The sequence below is a fragment of the Pseudaminobacter soli (ex Li et al. 2025) genome (genome assembly GCF_029892515.1).
In the GTDB taxonomy this organism is placed as follows: domain Bacteria; phylum Pseudomonadota; class Alphaproteobacteria; order Rhizobiales; family Rhizobiaceae; genus Pseudaminobacter; species Pseudaminobacter soli_A.
Map to the genome: position 1 here is coordinate 1,524,685 of NZ_JARXVF010000001.1, position 19,986 is coordinate 1,544,670.

At 63.0% G+C, this 19,986-nt stretch carries 21 protein-coding genes and 1 tRNA gene; 7 read left to right on the forward strand and 15 right to left on the reverse strand.

Going from position 1 to position 19,986, the window contains the following annotated elements:
- Window positions 1–2: 2 nt before the first annotated feature.
- Window positions 3–167 (reverse strand): hypothetical protein, encoded by a 165-nt coding sequence (locus tag M2281_RS07275; RefSeq protein ID WP_280820395.1) that lies wholly within the window; start codon window positions 165–167, stop codon window positions 3–5.
- A 128-nt stretch (window positions 168–295) separates the two neighbouring features.
- Here M2281_RS07275 and M2281_RS07280 point away from each other — a divergent pair, with 128 nt between their 5' ends.
- Complete coding sequence (locus M2281_RS07280; RefSeq protein ID WP_280820396.1) at window positions 296–730, forward strand: MarR family transcriptional regulator; 435 nt, start codon at window positions 296–298, stop codon at window positions 728–730.
- Window positions 731–769: 39 nt separating this feature from the next.
- Here M2281_RS07280 and argB read toward each other — a convergent pair whose 3' ends face one another.
- The 7 genes from argB to rpmH all read right to left on the reverse strand — a co-directional run bounded on the left by argB (window position 770) and on the right by rpmH (window position 6,039).
- Window positions 770–1,669, reverse strand: coding sequence for an acetylglutamate kinase (gene argB / locus M2281_RS07285; RefSeq protein WP_280820397.1), 900 nt, complete (start codon window positions 1,667–1,669; stop codon window positions 770–772).
- A gap of 91 nt (window positions 1,670–1,760) precedes the next feature.
- On the reverse strand, window positions 1,761–2,261 hold the full coding sequence (gene msrB, locus M2281_RS07290; RefSeq protein ID WP_280821146.1) for a peptide-methionine (R)-S-oxide reductase MsrB: 501 nt from the start codon (window positions 2,259–2,261) through the stop codon (window positions 1,761–1,763).
- Between the two features lie 234 nt (window positions 2,262–2,495).
- Window positions 2,496–2,795 (reverse strand): putative quinol monooxygenase, encoded by a 300-nt coding sequence (locus M2281_RS07295; protein ID WP_280820398.1) that lies wholly within the window; start codon window positions 2,793–2,795, stop codon window positions 2,496–2,498.
- A gap of 108 nt (window positions 2,796–2,903) precedes the next feature.
- Window positions 2,904–3,575, reverse strand: a complete 672-nt coding sequence (yihA, locus tag M2281_RS07300) for a ribosome biogenesis GTP-binding protein YihA/YsxC (protein ID WP_425537683.1) — start codon at window positions 3,573–3,575, stop codon at window positions 2,904–2,906.
- Between the two features lie 143 nt (window positions 3,576–3,718).
- The gene (gene yidC / locus M2281_RS07305) at window positions 3,719–5,524 is read right to left on the reverse strand and encodes a membrane protein insertase YidC (RefSeq protein WP_280820400.1); all 1,806 of its coding nucleotides are present in this window, start codon (window positions 5,522–5,524) and stop codon (window positions 3,719–3,721) included.
- 9 nt (window positions 5,525–5,533) lie between these two features.
- A complete protein-coding gene (gene rnpA, locus M2281_RS07310) occupies window positions 5,534–5,887 on the reverse strand; it encodes a ribonuclease P protein component (protein WP_280820401.1) in 354 nt (117 codons plus the stop codon).
- 17 nt (window positions 5,888–5,904) lie between these two features.
- Window positions 5,905–6,039, reverse strand: coding sequence for a 50S ribosomal protein L34 (gene rpmH, locus M2281_RS07315; RefSeq protein WP_083867726.1), 135 nt, complete (start codon window positions 6,037–6,039; stop codon window positions 5,905–5,907).
- A 291-nt stretch (window positions 6,040–6,330) separates the two neighbouring features.
- Here rpmH and M2281_RS07320 point away from each other — a divergent pair, with 291 nt between their 5' ends.
- From M2281_RS07320 to M2281_RS07335, 4 genes are all read left to right on the forward strand, one after another.
- Entirely contained in the window at window positions 6,331–7,149 is an 819-nt protein-coding gene (locus M2281_RS07320; RefSeq protein WP_342394246.1) for a TVP38/TMEM64 family protein, read from the forward strand.
- 60 nt (window positions 7,150–7,209) lie between these two features.
- Window positions 7,210–8,637 (forward strand): dihydrolipoyl dehydrogenase family protein, encoded by a 1,428-nt coding sequence (locus tag M2281_RS07325; RefSeq protein WP_280820402.1) that lies wholly within the window; start codon window positions 7,210–7,212, stop codon window positions 8,635–8,637.
- Between the two features lie 28 nt (window positions 8,638–8,665).
- Window positions 8,666–10,147, forward strand: coding sequence for a HAMP domain-containing sensor histidine kinase (locus tag M2281_RS07330; protein WP_280820403.1), 1,482 nt, complete (start codon window positions 8,666–8,668; stop codon window positions 10,145–10,147).
- 274 nt (window positions 10,148–10,421) lie between these two features.
- A tRNA-Arg gene (locus M2281_RS07335) sits at window positions 10,422–10,498 on the forward strand.
- Window positions 10,499–10,588: 90 nt separating this feature from the next.
- Here the strand turns inward: M2281_RS07335 and M2281_RS07340 are convergent.
- The 4 genes from M2281_RS07340 to M2281_RS07355 form a co-directional block, all read right to left on the reverse strand.
- A complete protein-coding gene (locus M2281_RS07340; RefSeq protein WP_280820404.1) occupies window positions 10,589–11,371 on the reverse strand; it encodes an alpha/beta hydrolase in 783 nt (260 codons plus the stop codon).
- A gap of 99 nt (window positions 11,372–11,470) precedes the next feature.
- Window positions 11,471–12,349 carry a helix-turn-helix domain-containing protein gene (locus M2281_RS07345; protein WP_280820405.1) on the reverse strand — a complete coding sequence of 293 codons (879 nt, stop codon included), beginning with the start codon at window positions 12,347–12,349 and terminating at the stop codon, window positions 11,471–11,473.
- A gap of 629 nt (window positions 12,350–12,978) precedes the next feature.
- Window positions 12,979–13,773: a DUF1194 domain-containing protein gene (locus tag M2281_RS07350; RefSeq protein WP_280820406.1), complete on the reverse strand. Its 795-nt coding sequence runs from the start codon at window positions 13,771–13,773 to the stop codon at window positions 12,979–12,981.
- A gap of 60 nt (window positions 13,774–13,833) precedes the next feature.
- Complete coding sequence (locus M2281_RS07355; protein WP_280820407.1) at window positions 13,834–13,968, reverse strand: hypothetical protein; 135 nt, start codon at window positions 13,966–13,968, stop codon at window positions 13,834–13,836.
- A gap of 252 nt (window positions 13,969–14,220) precedes the next feature.
- Here M2281_RS07355 and M2281_RS07360 point away from each other — a divergent pair, with 252 nt between their 5' ends.
- Window positions 14,221–15,804: a winged helix-turn-helix domain-containing protein gene (locus M2281_RS07360; RefSeq protein WP_280820408.1), complete on the forward strand. Its 1,584-nt coding sequence runs from the start codon at window positions 14,221–14,223 to the stop codon at window positions 15,802–15,804.
- A gap of 30 nt (window positions 15,805–15,834) precedes the next feature.
- Here the strand turns inward: M2281_RS07360 and M2281_RS07365 are convergent, their stop codons facing one another.
- Complete coding sequence (locus M2281_RS07365; protein WP_280820409.1) at window positions 15,835–17,088, reverse strand: MFS transporter; 1,254 nt, start codon at window positions 17,086–17,088, stop codon at window positions 15,835–15,837.
- 332 nt (window positions 17,089–17,420) lie between these two features.
- Here M2281_RS07365 and M2281_RS07370 point away from each other — a divergent pair, with 332 nt between their 5' ends.
- On the forward strand, window positions 17,421–17,834 hold the full coding sequence (locus M2281_RS07370) for a GNAT family N-acetyltransferase (RefSeq protein ID WP_280820410.1): 414 nt from the start codon (window positions 17,421–17,423) through the stop codon (window positions 17,832–17,834).
- 8 nt (window positions 17,835–17,842) lie between these two features.
- Here the strand turns inward: M2281_RS07370 and M2281_RS07375 are convergent, their stop codons facing one another.
- Window positions 17,843–18,958: an anhydro-N-acetylmuramic acid kinase gene (locus tag M2281_RS07375; RefSeq protein ID WP_280820411.1), complete on the reverse strand. Its 1,116-nt coding sequence runs from the start codon at window positions 18,956–18,958 to the stop codon at window positions 17,843–17,845.
- A 2-nt stretch (window positions 18,959–18,960) separates the two neighbouring features.
- On the reverse strand, window positions 18,961–19,974 hold the full coding sequence (locus M2281_RS07380) for a serine hydrolase domain-containing protein (protein WP_280820412.1): 1,014 nt from the start codon (window positions 19,972–19,974) through the stop codon (window positions 18,961–18,963).
- Window positions 19,975–19,986: the final 12 nt, after the last annotated feature.

Genomic DNA, 19,986 nt, shown 5'->3' on the forward strand with positions numbered 1-19,986 from the left:
CCTCAGAACCCCATTACCGCCATGCGCACGAGCACGGCCGAAATTCCGAGTGCCAACAGCCCGAAGCCGAGACCAATCGGCGAGCCCCAACCGTACCAGGCCATGGTGCGCTCGGCATATTTCCATTCCTCTTCGCGCGTCAGCGCCGGCTGCTGTTCGATCTGCATGTCTGTCTCCTTCATGGCCTTGCGTTTCAACGGTTGTCGCCGCATATTCATCAAATGCGCGAAATATACGATAGATTGATATTTAGATGATCGAACTAAATTCGTCAAGCGAGGCACGAGAGCAGCGAATGCAGGCCATCACCCAGGCCGTGATGGCCTGGCAGGATGCCACGCAAGCTTTCGATGACGCGGTCGGTGAACGGGCGGGATTGAATGCGGCTGAGCGGCGCGCGCTGGCCTTGCTTCAGCGTGGACCGCAGACGGCCGGCGCGGTTGCAGCGGCAACGGCGTTGACGCCGGCAGCCGTGACATCGCTGATCGACAGGCTGGAAGCGCGCGGTCTCGTCAAGCGCACGCGCAGCGCCGAAGACCGGCGCAAGGTGATGGTCGAGGCGGGAGAGGCCGCCAGGGAGCTGGGCCTGAAATATTACGGCCCGATCGCACAAGCCGGCTGGGAAATGCTCGACGGCTACAGCGACGCCGAGCTTGCGATCGTAGAGCGGTTCGTCACCGACGCGCTCGCCTTGCAGCAAAGGGAACTGGCGCGGCTGACCGGCGGATGAGGCCGCGGTCGCGCCGCGCAAGTTTTCGGTAGAGGTGCCTTACGGAACGATCAGCGTTCCGGCGCCGTGCTCGGTGAAGAGTTCGAGCAGCACCGAGTGCGGTGTCTTGCCGTTGAGGATGACCACGCCTTCCACGCCGCGCTCGATGGCCTCGATGCAGGTCTCGACCTTGGGGATCATGCCGCCGGAGATGGTGCCGTCGGCAATCAGCGCCCGCGCCTGGGCCACTGTCAGCTCGTCGATCAGGTTCTTGTCCTTGTCCAGCACACCCGGCACGTCGGTGAGGAAGAGCAGGCGCGAGGCGTTCAGCGCACCGGCGATGGCGCCGGCGAAGGTGTCGGCATTGATGTTGTAGGTGTGGCCGTCGCGGCCGGGCGCCACCGGCGCGATGACTGGAATAACCTCGGAGCGCGCCAGGAGGTCGAGCAGCTTGCGGTCGACCTCGACCGGCTCGCCGACGAAACCGAGATCGAGGACGCGCTCGATATTGGAATCGGGATCCTTGACGGTCTTGTGCGCCTTCTGGGCGTAGACCATGTTGCCGTCCTTGCCGCACAGGCCGATCGCCCATTCGCCCTCGGCGTTGATGAGGGCGACGATCTCCTTGTTGATCGAGCCGGCCAGCACCATTTCGACGATCTCGACCGTCTTCTGGTCGGTGACGCGCAGGCCGCCCTCGAACTTGGACTCGATGCCCATCTTGTTGAGCATGGCGCCGATCTGCGGGCCGCCGCCGTGGACGACGATTGGGTTGACGCCCGACTGCTTGAGCAGCGCGATGTCGCGGGCGAAGGCCTTGCCGAGCGTGTTGTCGCCCATGGCATGGCCGCCATATTTCACCACCACGGTCTTGTGTTCATAGCGCTGCATGTAGGGCAGCGCAGCCGAAAGGAGGTTCGCCTGCTCCGCTGCCTTGGCCGCGATTTCCGTCGATGTCATGAGAGGAGTTCCCCGTCGGATGGAATCGTCGGTTACTTAGCGACAAAGGCACCTTGGAGCAATCGGCAAGCACCGCCGACTGGCGGAAGTTTCAGGCTGTTGCGGGTTTGAAACTCAGCGCAAGCCCGTTCAGGCAATGGCGTTTGCCGGTCGGCGGCGGACCATCGTCGAAGATGTGCCCGAAATGCCCGCCGCAGCGGCGGCAATGAACCTCGGTGCGGGTCATGAAGAAGGAGTGATCCTCCCGGGTCCCGATCGCATTGGGCAAGGATTGCCAAAAGCTCGGCCAGCCGGTGCCAGAGTCATATTTCGCATCGGACGAATAGGCGGCCAGGTCGCAGCCGGCGCAGTGGTAGACACCCCGGCGCTTCTCGTGGTCGAGCGGACTGGAACCTGCTCGCTCGGTTTCCTGCTTGCGCAGAACCGCGAACCGATCGGGCGCCAGGACCTTGCGCCATTCGGCGTCGGTTTTGTGGACCTCGAACGTCTCTGCCAGCGCTTCATCTGGCTCGTCCATCCGCCACAGGATGGCATTGCAGACGGCAAATGTAGCAACGGCTGTGCCGCCGAGCAGCACGTGGCGACGATTCATCGCGATTTCTCCTGAATGCAAAGTCTTACGCCGCGCGAATGTCGGAGGCCAATCAACTCGCTTTGAGGATTGAGTTCCCGCCAACATTCATACCCCGCGCCTAGACCTATCGCGCAAGGCGAAAAAGGCCAGCCTCGTACGACCGAATGGCTCTACGCCTTCGGACGCAACGCCTTGTCGGCGACATGGATCATTTGTGTGACGCCAAGCGATTCCGCTGGGCTGCAAAATGCTTCAGGGCAGCTTGGCGGCCAGAAGATCGATCCTCTGCACAGTCGGCGTCTCGGCAAGCATCTCTTCGGCCTTGGCGAACAGGGCCTTGGCCACCTCGCCGGTGAGATGCGCGTCGCGCCCCGCCTCGTCGGGGAAGGCGTCGAAGATGCCGTAGGTCGAATGGCTCATCTTCATGGCGAACCAGGCGGTGGTCGCCGGCTCCTTCTGCACCAGAGCCAGGCCATTCTTGAGGAAGGCCTCCACCTCGGCTTCCTTGCCCGGCTTGGCTTTCAATCTCACATAAAGCGCCTTGCTGACCATCGCTGCCTCCTTCTGGTAAGGATCGGCAATACGAAAATTATGGCTGCAGCAGTGCGCGTCCATGGCCGGCCCAGGCTAAATCGCACAGGGCCGGCTCAGAGACGATCTTCAGCCGCCGCTCACCGCGAGCGCGATGGCCTCGCGCAATTCCTCCAGGCCTTCGCCCTTTTCGGACGAGGTGGACAGCACGGCCGGAAAGGCCGCCGGGCGCTTGCGGATCTTTTCCGACGTCTCGGCGATCAGCCGCGGCACGCCGGCGGACTTGATCTTGTCGGTCTTGGTCAGCACGATCTGGTAGGAGCAGGCAGCCTTGTCGAGCAAGGTCAAAACCTCCTCGTCGTTCTTCTTGATGCCATGGCGCGCGTCGATCAGCACATAGACGCGCTTCAGCGTCACGCGGCCGCGCAGATAGTCGAAGACAAGCTTGGTCCAGGCATCCACCTGGTCCTTCGGCGCCTTGGCGTAGCCGTAGCCGGGCATATCCACCAGCGCCATCGGCGGCAGGTCGCCCTCCTTGCCGGAAAAGCCGTCGGGCACGAAGTAGTTGAGCTCCTGCGTGCGGCCGGGCGTGTTGGAGGTGCGCGCCAGCCCCTTGTGGCCGACCAGCGCATTGATGAGCGACGACTTGCCGACATTGGAGCGGCCGGCAAAGGCGATCTCGGGCGGACCTTCCGGCGGCAGGAACTTCATGGACGGCACGCCGCGGATGAAGATCCACGGGTTGGTAAAGAGGCTGCCGGCCAACGGCAATACGGATTTCGTCTCAGTCTGTTCGGTCACGCTGCTTGCTCCAGCCGGGTGTCGGCCTCTCATATGGCATCTAGCCTGGGCTTGCCGTTGTCAACCGCCAGGCGCCGACTTGCTCGATGCGTCAAAGCAAAAGCCCCGGACAAGCCGGGGCCTTTCGAGGATCTGGGTGCCCGCTATTCGGCGGGCTTGGGTTTCTTCTTGAACATGCCAGCCAGATTGCCCCAGAGCTCGATCTTGGCGCCCTGGCGCTTCATGATGACGCTCTGCTGGATGATCGACAGCGTGTTGTTCCAGGCCCAGTAGATGACGAGGCCGGCAGGGAACGAACCCAGCATGAAGGTGAAGATCACCGGCATCCAGTTGAAGATCATTGCCTGCGTCGGATCGGGCGGGGTCGGGTTCATGCGCATCTGCAGGAACATGGTCACGCCCATGATGAGCGGCCAGACGCCGATGTGCAGGAAGGTCGGCGCCGCGAAGGGCAGCAGGCCGAACAGATTGACCAGCGACGTCGGATCGGGCGCGGCAAGGTCCTGGATCCAGCCGAAGAACGGCGCGTGCCGCATCTCAATGGTGATGTAGAGCACCTTGTAGAGCGCGAAGAACACCGGGATCTGGATCAGCACCGGCCAGCAGCCCGCCAGCGGATTGATCTTCTCCGTCTTGTACAGCTCCATCATGGCCTGCTGCTGCTTCATCTTGTCGTCCGCATATTTCTCGCGGATTTCAAGCATGCGCGGCTGCACCATCTTCATCTTCGCCATCGACTTGTAGGACTTGTTGGCGAGCGGGAAGAAGATGGCCTTGACCAGAACGGTCGTGGCTAGGATGGCGAGGCCGAAATTGCCGAGCAACTTGTAGAGGTTGTCGATCAGCCAGAACATCGGCTTGGTGATGAAATAGAACCAGCCCCAGTCGATCAGGAGATCGAACTGGCGGATGTTGAGGTCCTTTTCATAGGCGTTGATCTTGGCCACTTCCTTGGCGCCGGCGAAAACCAGCGTCTCGACAGTGCCCGACTGGCCCGGTGCCACGGTCATCGGGTCGGACATGAAGTCCGACTGGAAGCGCGGACGGCCGTCGTCGAAATAGCTGAAGCGCGGCTGGAAGGACTGCTTGGACGAAGGCACCATGGCCACCGCCCAGTACTTGTCGGTGATGCCGAGCCAGCCGTCGTCCGACTTGCCGGGAACGACCTGCTTGTCCTTCTCGATCTGCGAGTACTTGACCTCGTGCAGGCCCTCCTTGCCGGTCACGCCGATCAGGCCTTCGAACAGCACATAGGTGCTGGCGACGAGCGGCTTGTCGAAGCGGATGACGCGGCCATAGTTGGAGAGCGACACGGGGGCCGAGCCGCTGTTCGTCACCGTGTCTGTGACGGTGAACATGTAGTTGGCATCGATGCTGATCGTACGCTTGAACGTCAGGCCCTTGTCGTTGGTGTAGGTCAGCGTCACAGGCGTGGTGGGCGTCAGCACCGCATTGGGCTCGGCGGTCCAGACGGTGTCCGGGCCCGGCACGCTGCCGGTCTCTGCATTTCCGACGAAACCGATTTCGGCATAGTAGCCGTTCGGCAGGACCGACGGGTTGAGCAGGTCGATATTGGGCGAATTCTTGTCGACCGTGAGGTGATAGTCCTTCAGCAGCACGTCGTCGATGCGGGCGCCGGTGAGGTTGATGGAGCCGCCGATGCTCGGCGTATCGATCTTCACGCGCTGCGAAGCGGCCACTGCCTGCTCGCGGCTTTCGGGCACAGCACCGGCGGTTCCGGTGTTGCTGCCGGGCACGCCGCCCTGCGGCGCGGCAGGAACCTCGCCCGAGCTGGGCTGGGTCTGCTTCTGCGCCTCGACGCGCTGCTGCTCGATGCGAGCGGTCTCGCGCTCCTTCTCGACGCGGGGGTTCATGTAGAACACCTGCCACAGCGTCAGGATCAGCACGGAAAGCGCGATCGTGATCAAGAAATTCCGGTTGTTTTCCATCGAAAACCCTTAACGCGTACCGCGAATTCGTCGTGAAAGCTCGGCGGCAAGCTGCTCAAACGGCACCGTCAGCACGTCTTCCCGCCCGACGATCACATAGTCCTTGCCAGGCGTCATGTCACCTGCGGCATGGACGCGAACCGCCTCCTTGAGGCGGCGGCGAATGCGGTTTCGGACAACCGCATTGCCAACTTTCTTGGTGACCGTGAAACCGACGCGCGGAGCATCGGTCGTGCCACGGTCCAGAACTTCCATGAGGAAAAGCCGCCCGCGGCGTTTTTCACCGCGACGGACGGCCAGGAACTCTGCTCGCTTGCGAAGCCGCAGCGGAGACGGAAATTCGGTTTTGCCGGCAGCCGGCAACGGTCTCGTCTCTCGCTTTAAGCGGAAAGACGCTTGCGGCCACGGTTGCGGCGAGCCGCGACGACGGCACGACCGCCCTTGGTGGCCATGCGAGCACGGAAACCGTGACGGCGCTTACGGACGAGTTTGGATGGCTGATAAGTACGCTTCATTTGTTTTAATACCGCGGTGTGCGGCCCTTCTTAATTCTGTCACGGTGTAACAGGAGCTATGCCCAGCCTACTCAAGCGCAATAGAAATCGCGCCGGGAGTTCGGCCCGAGCGTGAGCGGCTTATAGAAAGAAGGGCCAGCTGAGTCAATCGGCGGCAATATGCGCAAAATCCTCACGAACCGGTGAGGTTTTCTTTCCGATACTTCAATAGGCGGTGAGACCTTCCCGGACGGCTTGCGCGCACCATAATTCCAATCCACCTGTCACTACAGAAACAACAATGGAAACGATATGACCTCTTGCGGCCAGGACCCGCGCGAACCCATGATGGAAGCCGGGATGAGGGCTGGAGAGGCGATCGGGGCCGACATGACGGGAGAATTCGACACGGGCGGGCGCGCGGCCGGGCGCTGGCGTTTTGCACCGCTCGTCGTCGTGGCTGCGGGTCTCGCCGTCGGTTATGTGCTCGGCTGGCAGCACTACCTGACGCTCGACTATCTCGCTGAGAGCCGACAGGCCCTCAAGGATTTCGTCGCCGACAACCCAATCCTTGCGCCGTTGGGCTTCATGGCGGTCTACACCGCAGCCGTCGCCTTTTCCTTCCCGGCAGCATCCATACTCACCGTGTTCGGCGGTTTCCTGTTCGGGTGGCTGCTGGGCGGCATCTATGCCATCGTCGCCGCTACGATCGGCGCGACGGTGATATTCCTGGCGGCGCGGTCGGTCTGCGGCGATTTTCTCAGGCGCCGCGTCGGTGGCTTCGCATGCAGGCTCTCGGACGGTTTCGAAAAGAACGCCTTCGCCTATCTTTTGGTGCTGCGGCTGGCGCCGTTCGCCCCCTTCTTCATGGTCAACGTTGCCCCTGCCCTGTTCAATGTCAGGCTGCGCACCTATGTGGCGGCAACCTTCATCGGCATCATCCCCGGCGGCTTCGCCTATGCCTGGCTCGGCCAGGGCTGCGACAGCGTGCTGATGGCGGCGGAAACGGCCGGCCAGCAGGCCACGGTCCGAGACCTCGTCACGCCACAGATAACCATCGCCTTCTTGGCGCTCGCGCTTGTCGCGGCGCTTGCCACCATCGTAAAGAGAGTGTGGGCCTCACGTATCTGATTTTCAGCTGATTTTTTCGGCGCCGGTCCGGCGCAACGTCCCGTTTCAGAAAGCGAACGAATGACGAAAACCCTGACCCCGGACATCTGCGTGATCGGCGCCGGGTCAGGTGGGTTGTCGGTAGCCGCGGCGGCGGTGGCCTTCGGGGTGGACGTGGTGCTCGTCGAACGCGGCAAGATGGGCGGCGACTGCCTCAACTATGGCTGCGTCCCGTCCAAGGCACTGATTGCCGCCGCGCGCCATGCGCAGTCGATGCGCGAGGGCTCCCCCCTCGGCATCGGCGCGGTCGAACCCGAGATCGACTTCGAAGCCGTCCATCGCCACGTACATGAGGCAATCGCCTCAATCGCGCCCAACGACTCGGCCGAGCGTTTCAACGCCCTCGGCGTCCACGTGATCAGGGCTGAAGGCCGCTTCAGGGACCCGCAGACGCTCGTCGCCGAAGATACGGAAATCCAGGCGCGCTACTTCGTTCTGGCCACCGGCTCGTCGCCTTTCGTGCCCCCAATTCCCAGTCTCGACAAGGCCGACTACCTGACCAACGAGACGATCTTCGACCTGAAAACCAGGCCGGAGCATCTGATCATCATCGGCGGCGGCGCCATCGGCATGGAGCTGGCGCAGGCCTACAGGCGGCTCGGCTCGAAGGTGACGGTGGTCGAGATCGCCACCGCACTCGGCAAGGAAGACCCGGAACTCGCCGCCATCGTGCTGAAGCAGATCCGCGACGAGGGCGTCGTTATCCACGAAAGAACCGAGGTCACGCGCGTCGTGCAGCGCGGGCTGGGCTCCGTGCAGCTCAGCCTCAAATCGGCCGACGGCAGCGAAACCGTCGAAGGCACGCATCTCCTGGTCGCGGCCGGCCGCGTGCCAAATCTGAGAGGCATGGGCCTCGACAAGGCCGGCGTGGTGCATGGCGAATGGGGGCTGCAGATCGACAACCGGCTGCGCACCAGCAACCGCCGCATCTATGCGGTGGGCGATGCGACCGGCTTGCAGCAATACACCCATGCCGCCAATTACCATGCCGGGCTGGTGGTCCGCTCGATCCTGTTCAAACTGCCCGTACGCGAACGGCCCAACATCGTCCCGAGGGTCACCTTCACCGAACCGGAGCTCGCCCATATCGGCCTGACCGAGGCGGAGGCGACCAAGGCCTACAGGTCGATCCGCGTGCTGCGCTGGCCCTATGCCGAAAACGACCGGGCGCGCACCGAGCACCGCACCCACGGCCATATCAAGGTGATCGCCAGCCCCCGGGGACGGATCCTCGGGGTGTCCATTGTCGGCGCGCAGGCCGGTGAACTGATCAGCGTCTGGGCGCTGGCCCTATCCAAGAATCTGACCTTGCGTGACATAGCCTCTTACGTTGCGCCCTACCCCACGCTGGGCGAAATTGGCAAACGCGCCGCGGTGGCCTACTTTACCCCCATGGCACGCAAGCCGCTGGTGCGCCGGCTGGTCAACTTGCTGCGCAAATTCGACTGAACAGGGTTCTGGAGCGGCAGACTTTCATATGGCAGACAGCGCCATCACCGATCCCGGCAGGAGCCAGGCACGAACGGTGCCGCTGGCGCGCGGCCTGTCGACCAAGCTGCTGGTGCTCACCGCGATTTTCGTGCTGTTCGCCGAAATCCTGATCTTCCTGCCATCGATCGCCTATTTCCGGCTGCGCTGGCTGGAAGAGCGGCTGGGCACCGCCGCTGCCGTCTCGGTGCTTCTGGTCCAGAACAATTCACCCGGCCTCTCGCGCGATGTGCAGGACGAAGTGCTGCGATCGATGGGCGTCAAGGCGATCGCGATCCGCGACGGCGGCGAATCACGCATGCTGGTGGCATCGGAAGTGCCGCAGCAGGTGGACGAGCATATCGACCTTGGCAACACCGGACCGGTGGTGGCCATGCGCGAGGCGCTGGACACGCTGGTTTTCGGCGGCAATCGCATATTGCGCGTATTCGGGCATGTCGGCGACAGCGAGAAGGAGTTCGAGCTGATCATCACCGACCACAAGCTGCGCAAGGCGATGCTGACCTATTCGCGCAATGTGGCACTGCTGTCGCTGCTGATCTCGCTGTTCACCGCGACGCTGGTTTTCTACGCCATCGACCGGATCATGATTCGCCCTATCCGCGACATGACGCGCTCGATGCTCACCTTCTCGCAAGCGCCGGACGATCCAGGGAGCATCATCACGCCGGAGCCGCGCGCCGATGAGATCGGCGTGGCCGAGCGCGAGCTCTCCGACATGCAGTTGCGCCTGCAGAGAACACTGGGCGAGCAGAAGCATCTGGCGGACCTCGGGCTCGCGGTTTCCAAGATCAATCACGACATGCGCAACATACTGGCCTCCGCCCAGCTCATGTCGGACCGCCTGAGCATGGTGAAGGATCCCACCGTGCAGTCGCTGGTGCCCAAGCTGGTGCGCGCGCTGAACCGCGCGGTCTCCTATTCGGAGGGCGTCATCACCTATGGCCGCACGCAGGAAGCGCCCCCTTCGCGACGCCGACTTCGGCTGCGCCAGACAATCGAGGACGTGCAGGGCCTGCTGGGCATCGAGCCGGAAGGCGACATCGAGTTCGAAAATCTGGTGGCCGCCGATTTCGAGATCGACGCCGATTCGGAACAGCTGGTGCGCGTGCTGACCAATCTCTGCCGCAACTCGCTACAGGCGATGGCCGGCGACAAGGAGAGCGCGATCGTCAAGCGGCTGAGCATCTCGGCCGAGCGCAACGGCAGCGTCAGCCGTATCCTGGTTGCCGACACCGGCCCCGGCCTGCCGCAAAAGGCGCGCGAAAACCTGTTTTCCGCCTTCCGCGGTTCGGCCCGCAGCGGCGGCACCGGACTGGGGCTGGCCATTGCCTATGAGCTGGTGCGCGCCCACGGAGGCACGCTGGAGCTTGTCGAAAGCGTGGGCGGACGCACCGTGTTCTCGATCACCATCCCCGACCAGCCGGTACGGCTCGACGAGGCCCGCACCAATCTGCGCCGCCCGGCCTAGCGAATCGCGCCGCGGCAACACCGCCGATTCGACCCCAGATTCGAGGCCGCAACTCATCTTGCCGGCTCACGAGACGGCACAGCCTCTTGCCATGGCTGGCGCGGCGGCCAAGGTGACCTAGCGGCTTCAAGGAGTTTTTGCGGGCGCCTGTGAATGAGCAAAAAGTTTTTCGACAGGCGCTTGCAATTCGTCGTTTCAGCCGTTAGGTAGCACTCACATCGGGGCCGGAACACTTAGCCGGCCGATGACGATCGCCTGATAGACGATCGGTTGCGCGCCCGTAGCTCAGCTGGATAGAGCACCAGACTACGAATCTGGGGGTCAGAGGTTCGAATCCTTTCGGGCGCGCCATTTCTTCTAAGCGGCTAGCCCATTGCCCGAAAACGGGCAGCAAAGCCGCCCGTTTTCAACCCATCCGCTTCTCGACTACGCAGACCGCATTTACTGCGCTGCCGCCGTTTTTACACTCTTCGCAGCATGCTCGATGAGCGATGCCACTGCCTTGGGCTGCGAAACATAGATCGCGTGGCTGCCCTTGGCCTCGGTCACGGTTGCGCCGGCGCGCTTGGACATTGCGCGCTGTGCCTCGGGCGGAATCATCTTGTCTTCGGTCGCGACGAGATACCAGCTCGGCTTCACCTTCCAGGCGGGAGCCGTGACCTTGCCCTCAAGTGCTGCCACGCCCCATGGAACCTGCGAATGGGCCATGAAGGCTGCAAGCTCCGGCTTGACGTCGGCGGCGAACGAACTTGCGAACTTCGCCTTGTCCAGGAACAGGTAGCCGTCGGTCGGGGGCAGGATCGGGGGCACCGGAGCGCCCGGCGCCGGGTTGGCGATCAGGCTCGAAACCGACTCGCCGGCATCAGGGGCAAAAGCGGTGATGTAGACGACTGCCGCCACCTTGGGATCGGTGCCGGCTTCGGACACGACGACGCCGCCATAGGAGTGCCCCACCAGGACCACCTGGCCCGGAGCCGCGGCAATGGCGCGCTTGGTGACGGCCACGTCATCCGCGAGCGAAGTCGTGGGATTTTGGACGATCGTCACGTCGTACCCATCCTTCTTCAGGATATCGTAGACGCCCTGCCATCCGGAGCCATCGACGAAACCGCCATGCACGAGCACGACGGATTTCACATCGGCGGCCTGGGCTTTGGTTGCCGTTGCGCTGACACCCAGTGCAAGCGCGGAGGCTGCTGCCAGTAAAGTGAACAAACTCGACATCTGAGTTCTCCTTTCAGAACTTTGACAGTCGAGATGCTATGAGGGAGCGGCCGTTGGATCGTGAACGAAACGGCCAAACGTGGAACGATCCGGCCAAATCTATGCAAGCTTGGTGAGGCGCCATTTCTTAGGCGTGACACCGGCAACGCGCGAGAACGCCCGCGTGAAGTGGCTCTGGTCCGCGAAGCCGCATTCGAAGGCGATGGCGCTGAGCGAAATATTCGATTGCGCCAAGAGCTGCTTTGCTCTGTCTATCCTGCGATGCTGCAGCCATTGGTAAGGCGCCAGCCCGGTCGACTGGCGAAAAGCGCGCGTAAAATGCCGCTTCGAAAGGCTGCATGACTGCGCGAGCGTCTCCAGCGTGAGGCCGCTATCGATGCTGGCATCCATGAGTTCCTTGGCCCGGCGTTCTTGCCATGGCGCAAGACCGCCTCCCCATTGTCGCGGCAGCTGAGCGACGTTGCCGTAATTGCTGGCGAGGTGGATCGTAAGAGCCAGTGCCATGTGATCCACGAACAGGTCAGGCACTTCCTGCGGTCTCGCCAGCGCCGTGCGCATGGACAGCAGCAAATCGCGGGCGACCGGATCGCGAGCGGTGCCGCCGACTGTATGGCGAAGTTCCTGGATATGCCGCGGTATATCCCCTTCATCGCCCATGGCCAGAAGAGCTTTGTGCGGCACGTAGAGATTTATGGCATGGAACGGGTCACGCAGATCGGTGGCCAGCTCCATCCTGAGGTCAAAGATTGCGGTTTCGCCGGCCTCAAAGCCCTCGGGCCGTATGAACCTGCCCCCGGCAAACAGGTCGAAATCTGTGGCCTTTTTCAATTGAAGCGCGATCAGAAAAGCATTTTCGCGCACTGGTACGGTGACGCCCGAGTTGCGCCGTTCGCAATTGAGCTCAAGAAACTCCATGCCTGTACCGCGCGCCGCGCGCGTGGTGCTCAGCACCGGTGCATCCGGCAGGCCGACCGCCACAGCGACGGGATTTCTCCTAGACTCTGCTCTGGCACCATGAGGCATTGGCCGAGTTCGCCCGTTACAGCGAGTGAGAAACGGTAGCACGGGCCGAAAGTGTTTCCTAATATGTCCTTAGTCGCAACTGGCGGTAGGTAACAGTAGCAAGCGACAGACCGAAGTTCGCCGAAGACTCCTGTCCACAAGCTGTTGCTTAACGAGGGAAGCCTGGCCCGACTTGACCGAGATCAAATGAGCGAGCTCCAAAACGGCTTATCCGCCCGGAATGCATACGGAGCCTCACATTGGATAACTTTGACTTTCGCGCCCCTTCGACGGAGCAAGCCGACACACAGCCTGGGAGGTACAGCTGTGTCGACAACAACGACGGACTTGCCACAGTATGGGACGCAGACCTCGGCGCAGCGGCCACCCTGGACAGCAGGCGACTGGCGAGCATCCCGGTTCAGCGCGCTGAAGTTGCCTGCTCCGTCTTGAACAGGATCTATGCGATGGGGAATGCGCCCCTGGTCCGCTGCTCGAAGGGTTGCGACCACGCCACGCGCTGCAGCATGCGACCCGCGCTCAAGACCACAAGGCAAAGAAGAGAACCATGAAACCAGGAGCCGTCGCACAGTGCCGCCAGCCACCTATCGCACCGTCTGTAGTGCGCTGTTGCTGGCATATTGACCGTCGGCGGCACCGCCGGCCTGGCTGTCGCTGATCTCCAGAACAAGCTTGCGGCGGAGCGCGATCGCGTATTCTTCCGGCTTGCTCGGCGCGACCACGAAAGCTCCCGCCCCGGTGATGACGTTGTTTTCCAGATATCCGGGCAGGTCATCGGTTAATCCCGGCTCGTCCCGCGAAACCGCAATGCCGTTGACGATGTAGCCAACCCCGGATGCCCGCGCCCGGCTGTCGCTGACCGGCAGCCCGTCATTGTTTATGCCGTTGGTCGAAATGTCGATAACCTTTCGCCCCGCGTGGCCGGGATATCTGCCGAGCAGCAATCTGCCGGCGTCGATGGCGAAGGAAAGGGAGGTTCTGCCGCCTCCCCTTCGCTCGATGCCGTCGCTTCCGCGTTCAAGGATAAGGCTCGCCGCATTGCTGGCATCCTCAGCACCGCACAGCCTCGTCCAGGGAAGGAGCACGTCCAGCTTCCCGACGCTCGACCATTCGACATAGGAGACCGCGACGCATCCGATGGGACCGCTTGTGATGGCCTTGGCCACCTCGGCGGATCGCAGCGCCTCGGCATGACCGTTCAGCTGCAGCTGAGCCGTGCTGGGGTCGATAGAGGAGGATTTGTCGACGGCGAAGACGACGGCCGTGTCCACCGCATCGCCCTCGACAGCAAATGCCGCGTCCGGCGACAAGGCCACCGAGTGCAGTGCCACGATTGCGGCAGTTAGAGCGCCGCAGAAGGACGAGTTTGCCGTATGCATTTGGATGTGTCTCCGGTTCGGGCAATTGGGGTTTGGCTTCAGGGGATGGGCCGCATCCGGTCATCGCTCGTCGAAATCTCGCGGCGGTCGGCCCTTCTCACGCGGGTCCCAGTTGGCAGCCGACCGCATCAGCGTCAGCAGCCTGATCGCATCGCGAAGCACTTCGGCTATTTCCTTCAGCCAAATGCGGATCATTTGCGCACCCTCGCCACATGCTGTCTTTCCAATGCTGAAAGGACAGTACTTGCGGGCGGGAGACTTAATTCTCACTCCGCCGAACGCGTTACGGATCTGTCCTCCCAGCGTCCGTATTCGTTAGCGGGCGATTGTTGTGCCAATATTTGATCTCGATAAAATAAGTCCTTTCTCATTGGGAATGATCCCATTGCAATAGTGGCTTCGGGGAGGGATTTATTTGCCCTTCTCTTTCGGCGGGGGCGGGGAGGAATGCGGGCGACGCGCTTTCACGATTTGATATTCGATGCCGACATGCTGTCTGCCCGGCGGGACGACGGCACGGAACTGAGATTCACCCGGCACGAGCGAGCCTTGCTGCTCTACTTTGTCGGCCATCCGGGAAAGCTGCTCAGCCGCGCCTGGCTTACGGGCCTGCTGGCCAGGGACGGTTCGGAACCCGGCGAGCGGAATATCGACTTTCTCGTCAATCGCCTGCGGACCCGGCTGGGTGACAATGCGCGCAAGCCGCGCTTCATCGCGACACAGTATGGCGAAGGATATATTTGGATCGCGGAGCCGGCGGCCGATGCGTCTGCCGCCGCCTTCCTCGTCATTGGCCCGGTCTATGGGCTGGATGCGGCGGCTTCCCCGCTCGCGGCGCATGTACTGGCCGCACTGGATCGGGCGTTACGGAAGTCGATGGGGCCAGACAGACCGGTCGTTTCAGAACCCGGCTGGAACAGGGAGGTCAGCCCGAACACGGTCGACTACAACATGGATGTCAGCCTCCATCTCGAGGGCGACACCCTTCATGCGGCGTTTGTCCTGCGGCAGGTCTCCACGCGCCAGGTCGTCGCCGCCATTCGCGTGAACATCGGCGATGCCGAAATCACGCAGGCGGCAAAGCAAGTTGCGGAGCAGGCCAGGAAGGCCATCTGGGCGCATCTGGCGATCCCGGACGGCGCGGACGCCACTCCGATCGACACGCCCTTGCATCTGCGCGTCCATGACGCGGCCATTGTGCTTGCGCGGTCGCTCGAAAGCTGGCGCGAAAACGAGGTGCAGCTCGCCGCGGCTCGCGCGGAACGTCCCGACGACCCGACGCTCGCCATCATGTGGGCCATGACGCTTTATGCAAAGCTGGTGATGCAGATGCAGCCCGAAAAGTTGCCGGTATCGGCCTGGAGAGCCATCGAGGACGAAATAGAGGATCTGGCCTTCACCAGTTTACCAAAAGTGCAGAGCAATCCGCTTCTGGTGCTCGGCATCGCAAAGCTTCTCATGTTCATAGGCCGCGGGCATTTGGACCTGGCCGAGAAGCTTGCCGACGAGGCATTCGCCAAAAGCACGGCCTTCGCCGCCGCCTTTGCCGTCCAGGGGCAAATCCGCATGTTCAAAGGGGCGATCGACCAGTCAGTCGTGCTGCTAGACAAGGGGATCGAGCTATCGGAGCGCGGCAGCGAGTTCCATATCTATTTGTTGGTACTGAAATGCACCGCTTTGCTTGCCGCTGACGATCGCCCGGCCCTGGATCGGACCTGCACCGAGCTTTATGCCTTGCGCCCGCTAACGCGCGTCCAGATCGGCTTCTATGTCACCCCGGCCCATGTCGAATGGCTCCCGCACCATCTCGAAGCCGCACTCGACAAATACAATGCATTGCTGGCCCGGGGCTTCGTCGAATACCTCTACAACCTGTCGGCACGGCACTTCCGGCAACGGAACCATCGTCGCAACGTCATGCTCAACCTGGCGACGCATATGTCACGACGCTTTGGCGCCGAGGTTGTGCCGCAAGAGGTCGCGGAGGACCTTGGCTGGCCGATCCCCGCTGAGCTGACCGCCATCGGGTGAGGACGCGTATCAGCCACGTACGGGCAGCGATCAGATTGCTTGGACCAAGGCTCGCGCAGGAGCGGTCTCCTGTCGTTGCCGCAATGCGAATGCCCCACCGATTACCGAAATACATCCGGCAGCCGCCAGGATCGGCGCGAAGCCGACAAGATCGGCGATCGCACTCGCCCCGCTGACCAGGACCATGAAGGCAAGCGCCTCGACCCCGGAGAACACCGAGACGTCGGTTGCCTTGCGCCCCTCGGAGCAGTAGCCGAGCAGGATGCCCTTGGTCGCCGGGATGAGGCCGAAGCTCAGGAAGCTGATCACCAGCACCAGCGCGACGACGACGCCCTTGTCCGGGCCCTTCGCAAGCAGCGCCGCGAATGCGAGGCAGGTGGCACCAAGGGCAAAGCCGAGCACGCTGGCAGCCATATAGCCGCCGAGGCGCTCGACGAGATATCGAGCGGCGAGCGCTCCGAACGCGCCGACGGCCGCCGCGGCAACCATCGTGATCAGCGCTGCCTCCGAAATGGCGAAGCCTGCATCGATCAGCATGATGGACTGCAGGCCGTAGGTGGTGGCAACGGCACCGTTGACCCCGAGCGTGATGAGAAGCAGCCGGCGCGGCCCGGGGCGCCAGAGGATGGCGAACTGGTTCCGGAGATTGACAGTCGACGGAGGCGGGGCGTAGCCCGCGTCGAGCTTCATCGGCAGCAATGCTGTCAGGCATAGCAATCCGAACAGAAAAATCGCTCCGGTGGTGGCCCTCCAGCCGAGGTCGCCCAGCCAGTAGAGAATGCCGGCCCCCATCAGGACGCCAGCGGCGGCGAACGCGATCGCCTTGACCATCATGCCCTTGGGCCTGTCCTTCTCGGCGAGCCGTGCCGCCATCAGCCCGAGGATCGCCGACTGCTGCGTGCCCATGATCGCGCTAAGAATGGCCAGCAGTGGAAGGAGGGCATAGAGCGAGGTCAGCGGATCGACGAGAGGCAAGAGCAGGAGGCCGATCGTGATGGCGATCTGCGTGACGATGATCCAGCTTCGGAAGTGCCCCCACCGCCGGCTGCCGTGGCGATCGATGTAGGGCGCCCATAAGAACCGAAGGAGCCACGGGAATCCCGTCAGATAAACCAGCCCGATCATCTGCGAAGGCTGGCCGGCTTCGCGCATGAAAAGCACCGTTCCTTGCCACAGGAACTGCACGAGCGCCGACAGCGAGAGCGTGAGCAGAGCTATGGACAGAAACATTCCCGGCGTGGAGGCTTTGTCAGCCTCGCTCTTCGACACCCCCGCATGATCCATGGCTCCCCCTCCCGGACCCTATGTTTCCCCTACAAGCGAATTTCCGAATGTCTCTCCAATCCAAGTCTTTCGGAGAAGCGTGTTCTCCTTTTTACGGGCTGCAGCCGATCTAAGATGACATCAAACAACCAAGCGCGGGCGTTGTAAACGGCGGTCAGCCCTAACTGATGGTAGTACCCGGGGCAGTTCATGCCCCTCACTGCGAGATGACAGCCGGCTGGCCATGTTGCCCTCGCATTTGCCGCTTGCAGAGCCTGGTCGATTGGTTCAACGGAAAGCTGTTGAGCTAGCGCCAAGCCAGCGCTTCGCACTCATTCCCACAGGGCAGCCGCATGGATATCGAAGTCACCGAAACCCCTTCGCCCGAGGATCTGGCCATCGTCGGCGACAATCTCACCGCCTTCAATACAAGCGATGTGGGACCGGCCGACAGGCGGCCGCTAGCGGTATTGGTTCGGGACGATGACGGCGCCATTGCTGCCGGCATATCGGGCTACACGGCCTGGGGCTGGCTCTACGTGCAGTGGCTGTGGGTGGACGAGCGCCTTCGCGGGCAGAACATGGCCGCGCGCATGTTGCAGGCGGCTGAAGACGAAGGCACCGCGCGCGGCTGCCACGGCTCATATATCGACACTTTCAGCCCTGTTGCGCTGAAGGTCTATCAGCGCCAAGGCTACAAGCCTTTCGGCACCCTGCCGGATTTTCCGAAGGGCCGCACGCGCACATTTCTGGCGAAAAGCTTGTAAGCCGGCGATCAACCAGCAATGCGCCCGCCGGTCATCGGCTCCGGCACGCCGGTCGTGCTGGGGAAGCTGATCGGCAGGCCGCGCAGCGCACGCACCGCCAGGAACGCAAAGCACTCCGCCTCCACAGCATCGCCGCGCCAGCCGATCGTGTCGGCCGAGATCGCCTCGACGCCAGCGCGTGCGCCAAGCATCGCCATGAATGTCGGGTTGCGACGGCCGCCGCCGGAGACGTAAAGCGCTTTCGGCCGCTGCGGCAGAAGGTCGAGCGCCTTGCCAACGCAGGAAGCGCTGAAGGCAGTCAAGAGTGCTGCGCCATCCGCATCGCTCAGGCCGTCGGCCATTGAGGCCGTGAAATCGAAGCGGTCGAGCGACTTGGGGTAAGCCGCGGAAAGGTATGGGTGCTCGAGGAGTTTTGCCAATCTTGCTTCGTCCACGGTGCCCGTGGCGGCAAGCGCCCCGTCGCGGTCCATTTCGCCCAGTCCCCGCGCCTTGACGAAATCGTTGATCGGCGCGTTGGCCGGGCCGGTGTCGAAGGCCACCAGATCGCTCTTGCCGTCCCACCAGGTGACATTGCCGACGCCGCCGAGGTTGAGGATTGCGCTGTCGCCACGTGCGCCGGCCGTGCCCAAGAGCGCCGCGTGATAGGCGGCCGCAAGCGGCGCCCCCTGCCCTCCAGCGCGGACATCGGCGGTGCGGAAGTCGTAGACTACCTTGCTACCGAGAATGGAATGCATCAATTCGCCGTCGCCGAGCTGGCGCGTGTCGCCCGGGCGGCCCTTCCGCGGGCCGCGATGCAACACCGTCTGGCCGTGGAAGCCGACGACGCCGATATCGGCCATCGTCATGCCGGCCTCTTCCACCACCTGCTTCACCGCCGCCGATTGGGCGCGCGTCAGAGCCTGCTCAGCCTCGGCAAAGATCGCGGGCTCAGGCCCTTCGAAATTCCAAACGCGGGCGGCCGCCTGCGCCTCCTCCAGCATGGGGAGGATGGAGGCCTCATAGGGCACGAGCGCATAGAAGCCAAAAGTCTCGATGCGCTCGCCGTCAGTCTTCAACAGAGCGACGTCGATGTTTCCGTCGAGCACGGTTCCGGTCATCAGTCCGACCGCCCAGATGGGTTCCATGGTTACGCTCCGTTGATGAGGTTGCCGACCTGGCGGCGAAGGTCCTGAATGCCGCTGTCGAAATGCCGGGTCGGGTGGATGCGGTTGGTGAGCAGCGTCCAGGCGCGGCCTGCATCGAAATCGATCCAGAGGGCCGTGCCGGTAAAGCCCGTGTGGCCGATTGTGCCGGCACTGCAAGCGTCGCCGCCGAACCAGCCGGCGCGAGCGAGTTCCCAGCCATGGGTGCGCTTGTCCGACAGCGGCGTGCACATCAATGCGATGACGCCCTCTGAAGCGCCGGTGCCGTCGAGCAGGCCTTGCGCGAAATCCAGCACCGAGCCGGCCGTGCCGAAAAGGCCGGCATGAGCCGCGCCCTCAAGCGCGGAACAGTTGTCGTCATGCACTTCGCCGCACAGCACCCGATGGCGCCAGGTGCAGTCTTCGGTCGCGGCGGACTGTACGGGATCGGCGGAAAACGCAAAGCCCTGTCCGGGGTCCATGTCGCGGGTCGATTTGCCCGACAGGCGCTCCATGGCGAGCCCCAGCAGGATGAAATTGATGTCGGAATAGACCGGCTCGTCTAGCCTGCGCCATTCACGCTGCAGCACGAAGGCGCGCAGCAATTGCGGGTCGCGGCCATAGGTGTAGATCGGCTCGACGGCGGGAAAGGGCGTCTGGTGGCCGAGGCATTGCCGGAACGTTACCTGCCGTTCCCAGGCGTTGGCATCATATTGCCGAAGGTCGGGCAGCAGCGTGGTCAGCGGCGCGTCGAGGTCGATTGCGCCGGCTTCGGCCAGCGCCAGAATGCGCGGCGTGGTGAAGATGACCTTCGTCAGCGAGGCGAGATCGAACCAGGTGTCCTCCCGCATCGGCCGCTCGGACGGGATGCGCTGCGCAAGGCCGATGGCGCGCGTCAGCCGGTGCCCCTCACGATCGACAATGCCCAGCACGCCGCCCGGGATGCGGCCCGTCTCGATCGCCTTCTGCAACGGGGCGAAGGCGCGGTCGAAGCGTTGCTGGAGATCGTCGGTGGTCATATCCTTCGTCTA

What these genes read in the sequence shown, in the direction of transcription:
- M2281_RS07275 (WP_280820395.1), bottom strand. Translation starts at nt 167, where the DNA reads ATGCAGATCGAACAGCAGCCGGCGCTGACGCGCGAAGAGGAATGGAAA.
- M2281_RS07280 (WP_280820396.1), top strand. Translation starts at nt 296, where the DNA reads ATGCAGGCCATCACCCAGGCCGTGATGGCCTGGCAGGATGCCACGCAA.
- argB (WP_280820397.1), bottom strand. Translation starts at nt 1,669, where the DNA reads ATGACATCGACGGAAATCGCGGCCAAGGCAGCGGAGCAGGCGAACCTC.
- msrB (WP_280821146.1), bottom strand. Translation starts at nt 2,261, where the DNA reads ATGAATCGTCGCCACGTGCTGCTCGGCGGCACAGCCGTTGCTACATTT.
- M2281_RS07295 (WP_280820398.1), bottom strand. Translation starts at nt 2,795, where the DNA reads ATGGTCAGCAAGGCGCTTTATGTGAGATTGAAAGCCAAGCCGGGCAAG.
- yidC (WP_280820400.1), bottom strand. Translation starts at nt 5,524, where the DNA reads ATGGAAAACAACCGGAATTTCTTGATCACGATCGCGCTTTCCGTGCTG.
- rpmH (WP_083867726.1), bottom strand. Translation starts at nt 6,039, where the DNA reads ATGAAGCGTACTTATCAGCCATCCAAACTCGTCCGTAAGCGCCGTCAC.
- M2281_RS07320 (WP_342394246.1), top strand. Translation starts at nt 6,331, where the DNA reads ATGACCTCTTGCGGCCAGGACCCGCGCGAACCCATGATGGAAGCCGGG.
- M2281_RS07325 (WP_280820402.1), top strand. Translation starts at nt 7,210, where the DNA reads ATGACGAAAACCCTGACCCCGGACATCTGCGTGATCGGCGCCGGGTCA.
- M2281_RS07330 (WP_280820403.1), top strand. Translation starts at nt 8,666, where the DNA reads ATGGCAGACAGCGCCATCACCGATCCCGGCAGGAGCCAGGCACGAACG.
- M2281_RS07340 (WP_280820404.1), bottom strand. Translation starts at nt 11,371, where the DNA reads ATGTCGAGTTTGTTCACTTTACTGGCAGCAGCCTCCGCGCTTGCACTG.
- M2281_RS07350 (WP_280820406.1), bottom strand. Translation starts at nt 13,773, where the DNA reads ATGCATACGGCAAACTCGTCCTTCTGCGGCGCTCTAACTGCCGCAATC.
- M2281_RS07355 (WP_280820407.1), bottom strand. Translation starts at nt 13,968, where the DNA reads ATGATCCGCATTTGGCTGAAGGAAATAGCCGAAGTGCTTCGCGATGCG.
- M2281_RS07360 (WP_280820408.1), top strand. Translation starts at nt 14,221, where the DNA reads ATGCGGGCGACGCGCTTTCACGATTTGATATTCGATGCCGACATGCTG.
- M2281_RS07365 (WP_280820409.1), bottom strand. Translation starts at nt 17,088, where the DNA reads ATGGATCATGCGGGGGTGTCGAAGAGCGAGGCTGACAAAGCCTCCACG.
- M2281_RS07370 (WP_280820410.1), top strand. Translation starts at nt 17,421, where the DNA reads ATGGATATCGAAGTCACCGAAACCCCTTCGCCCGAGGATCTGGCCATC.
- M2281_RS07375 (WP_280820411.1), bottom strand. Translation starts at nt 18,958, where the DNA reads ATGGAACCCATCTGGGCGGTCGGACTGATGACCGGAACCGTGCTCGAC.
- M2281_RS07380 (WP_280820412.1), bottom strand. Translation starts at nt 19,974, where the DNA reads ATGACCACCGACGATCTCCAGCAACGCTTCGACCGCGCCTTCGCCCCG.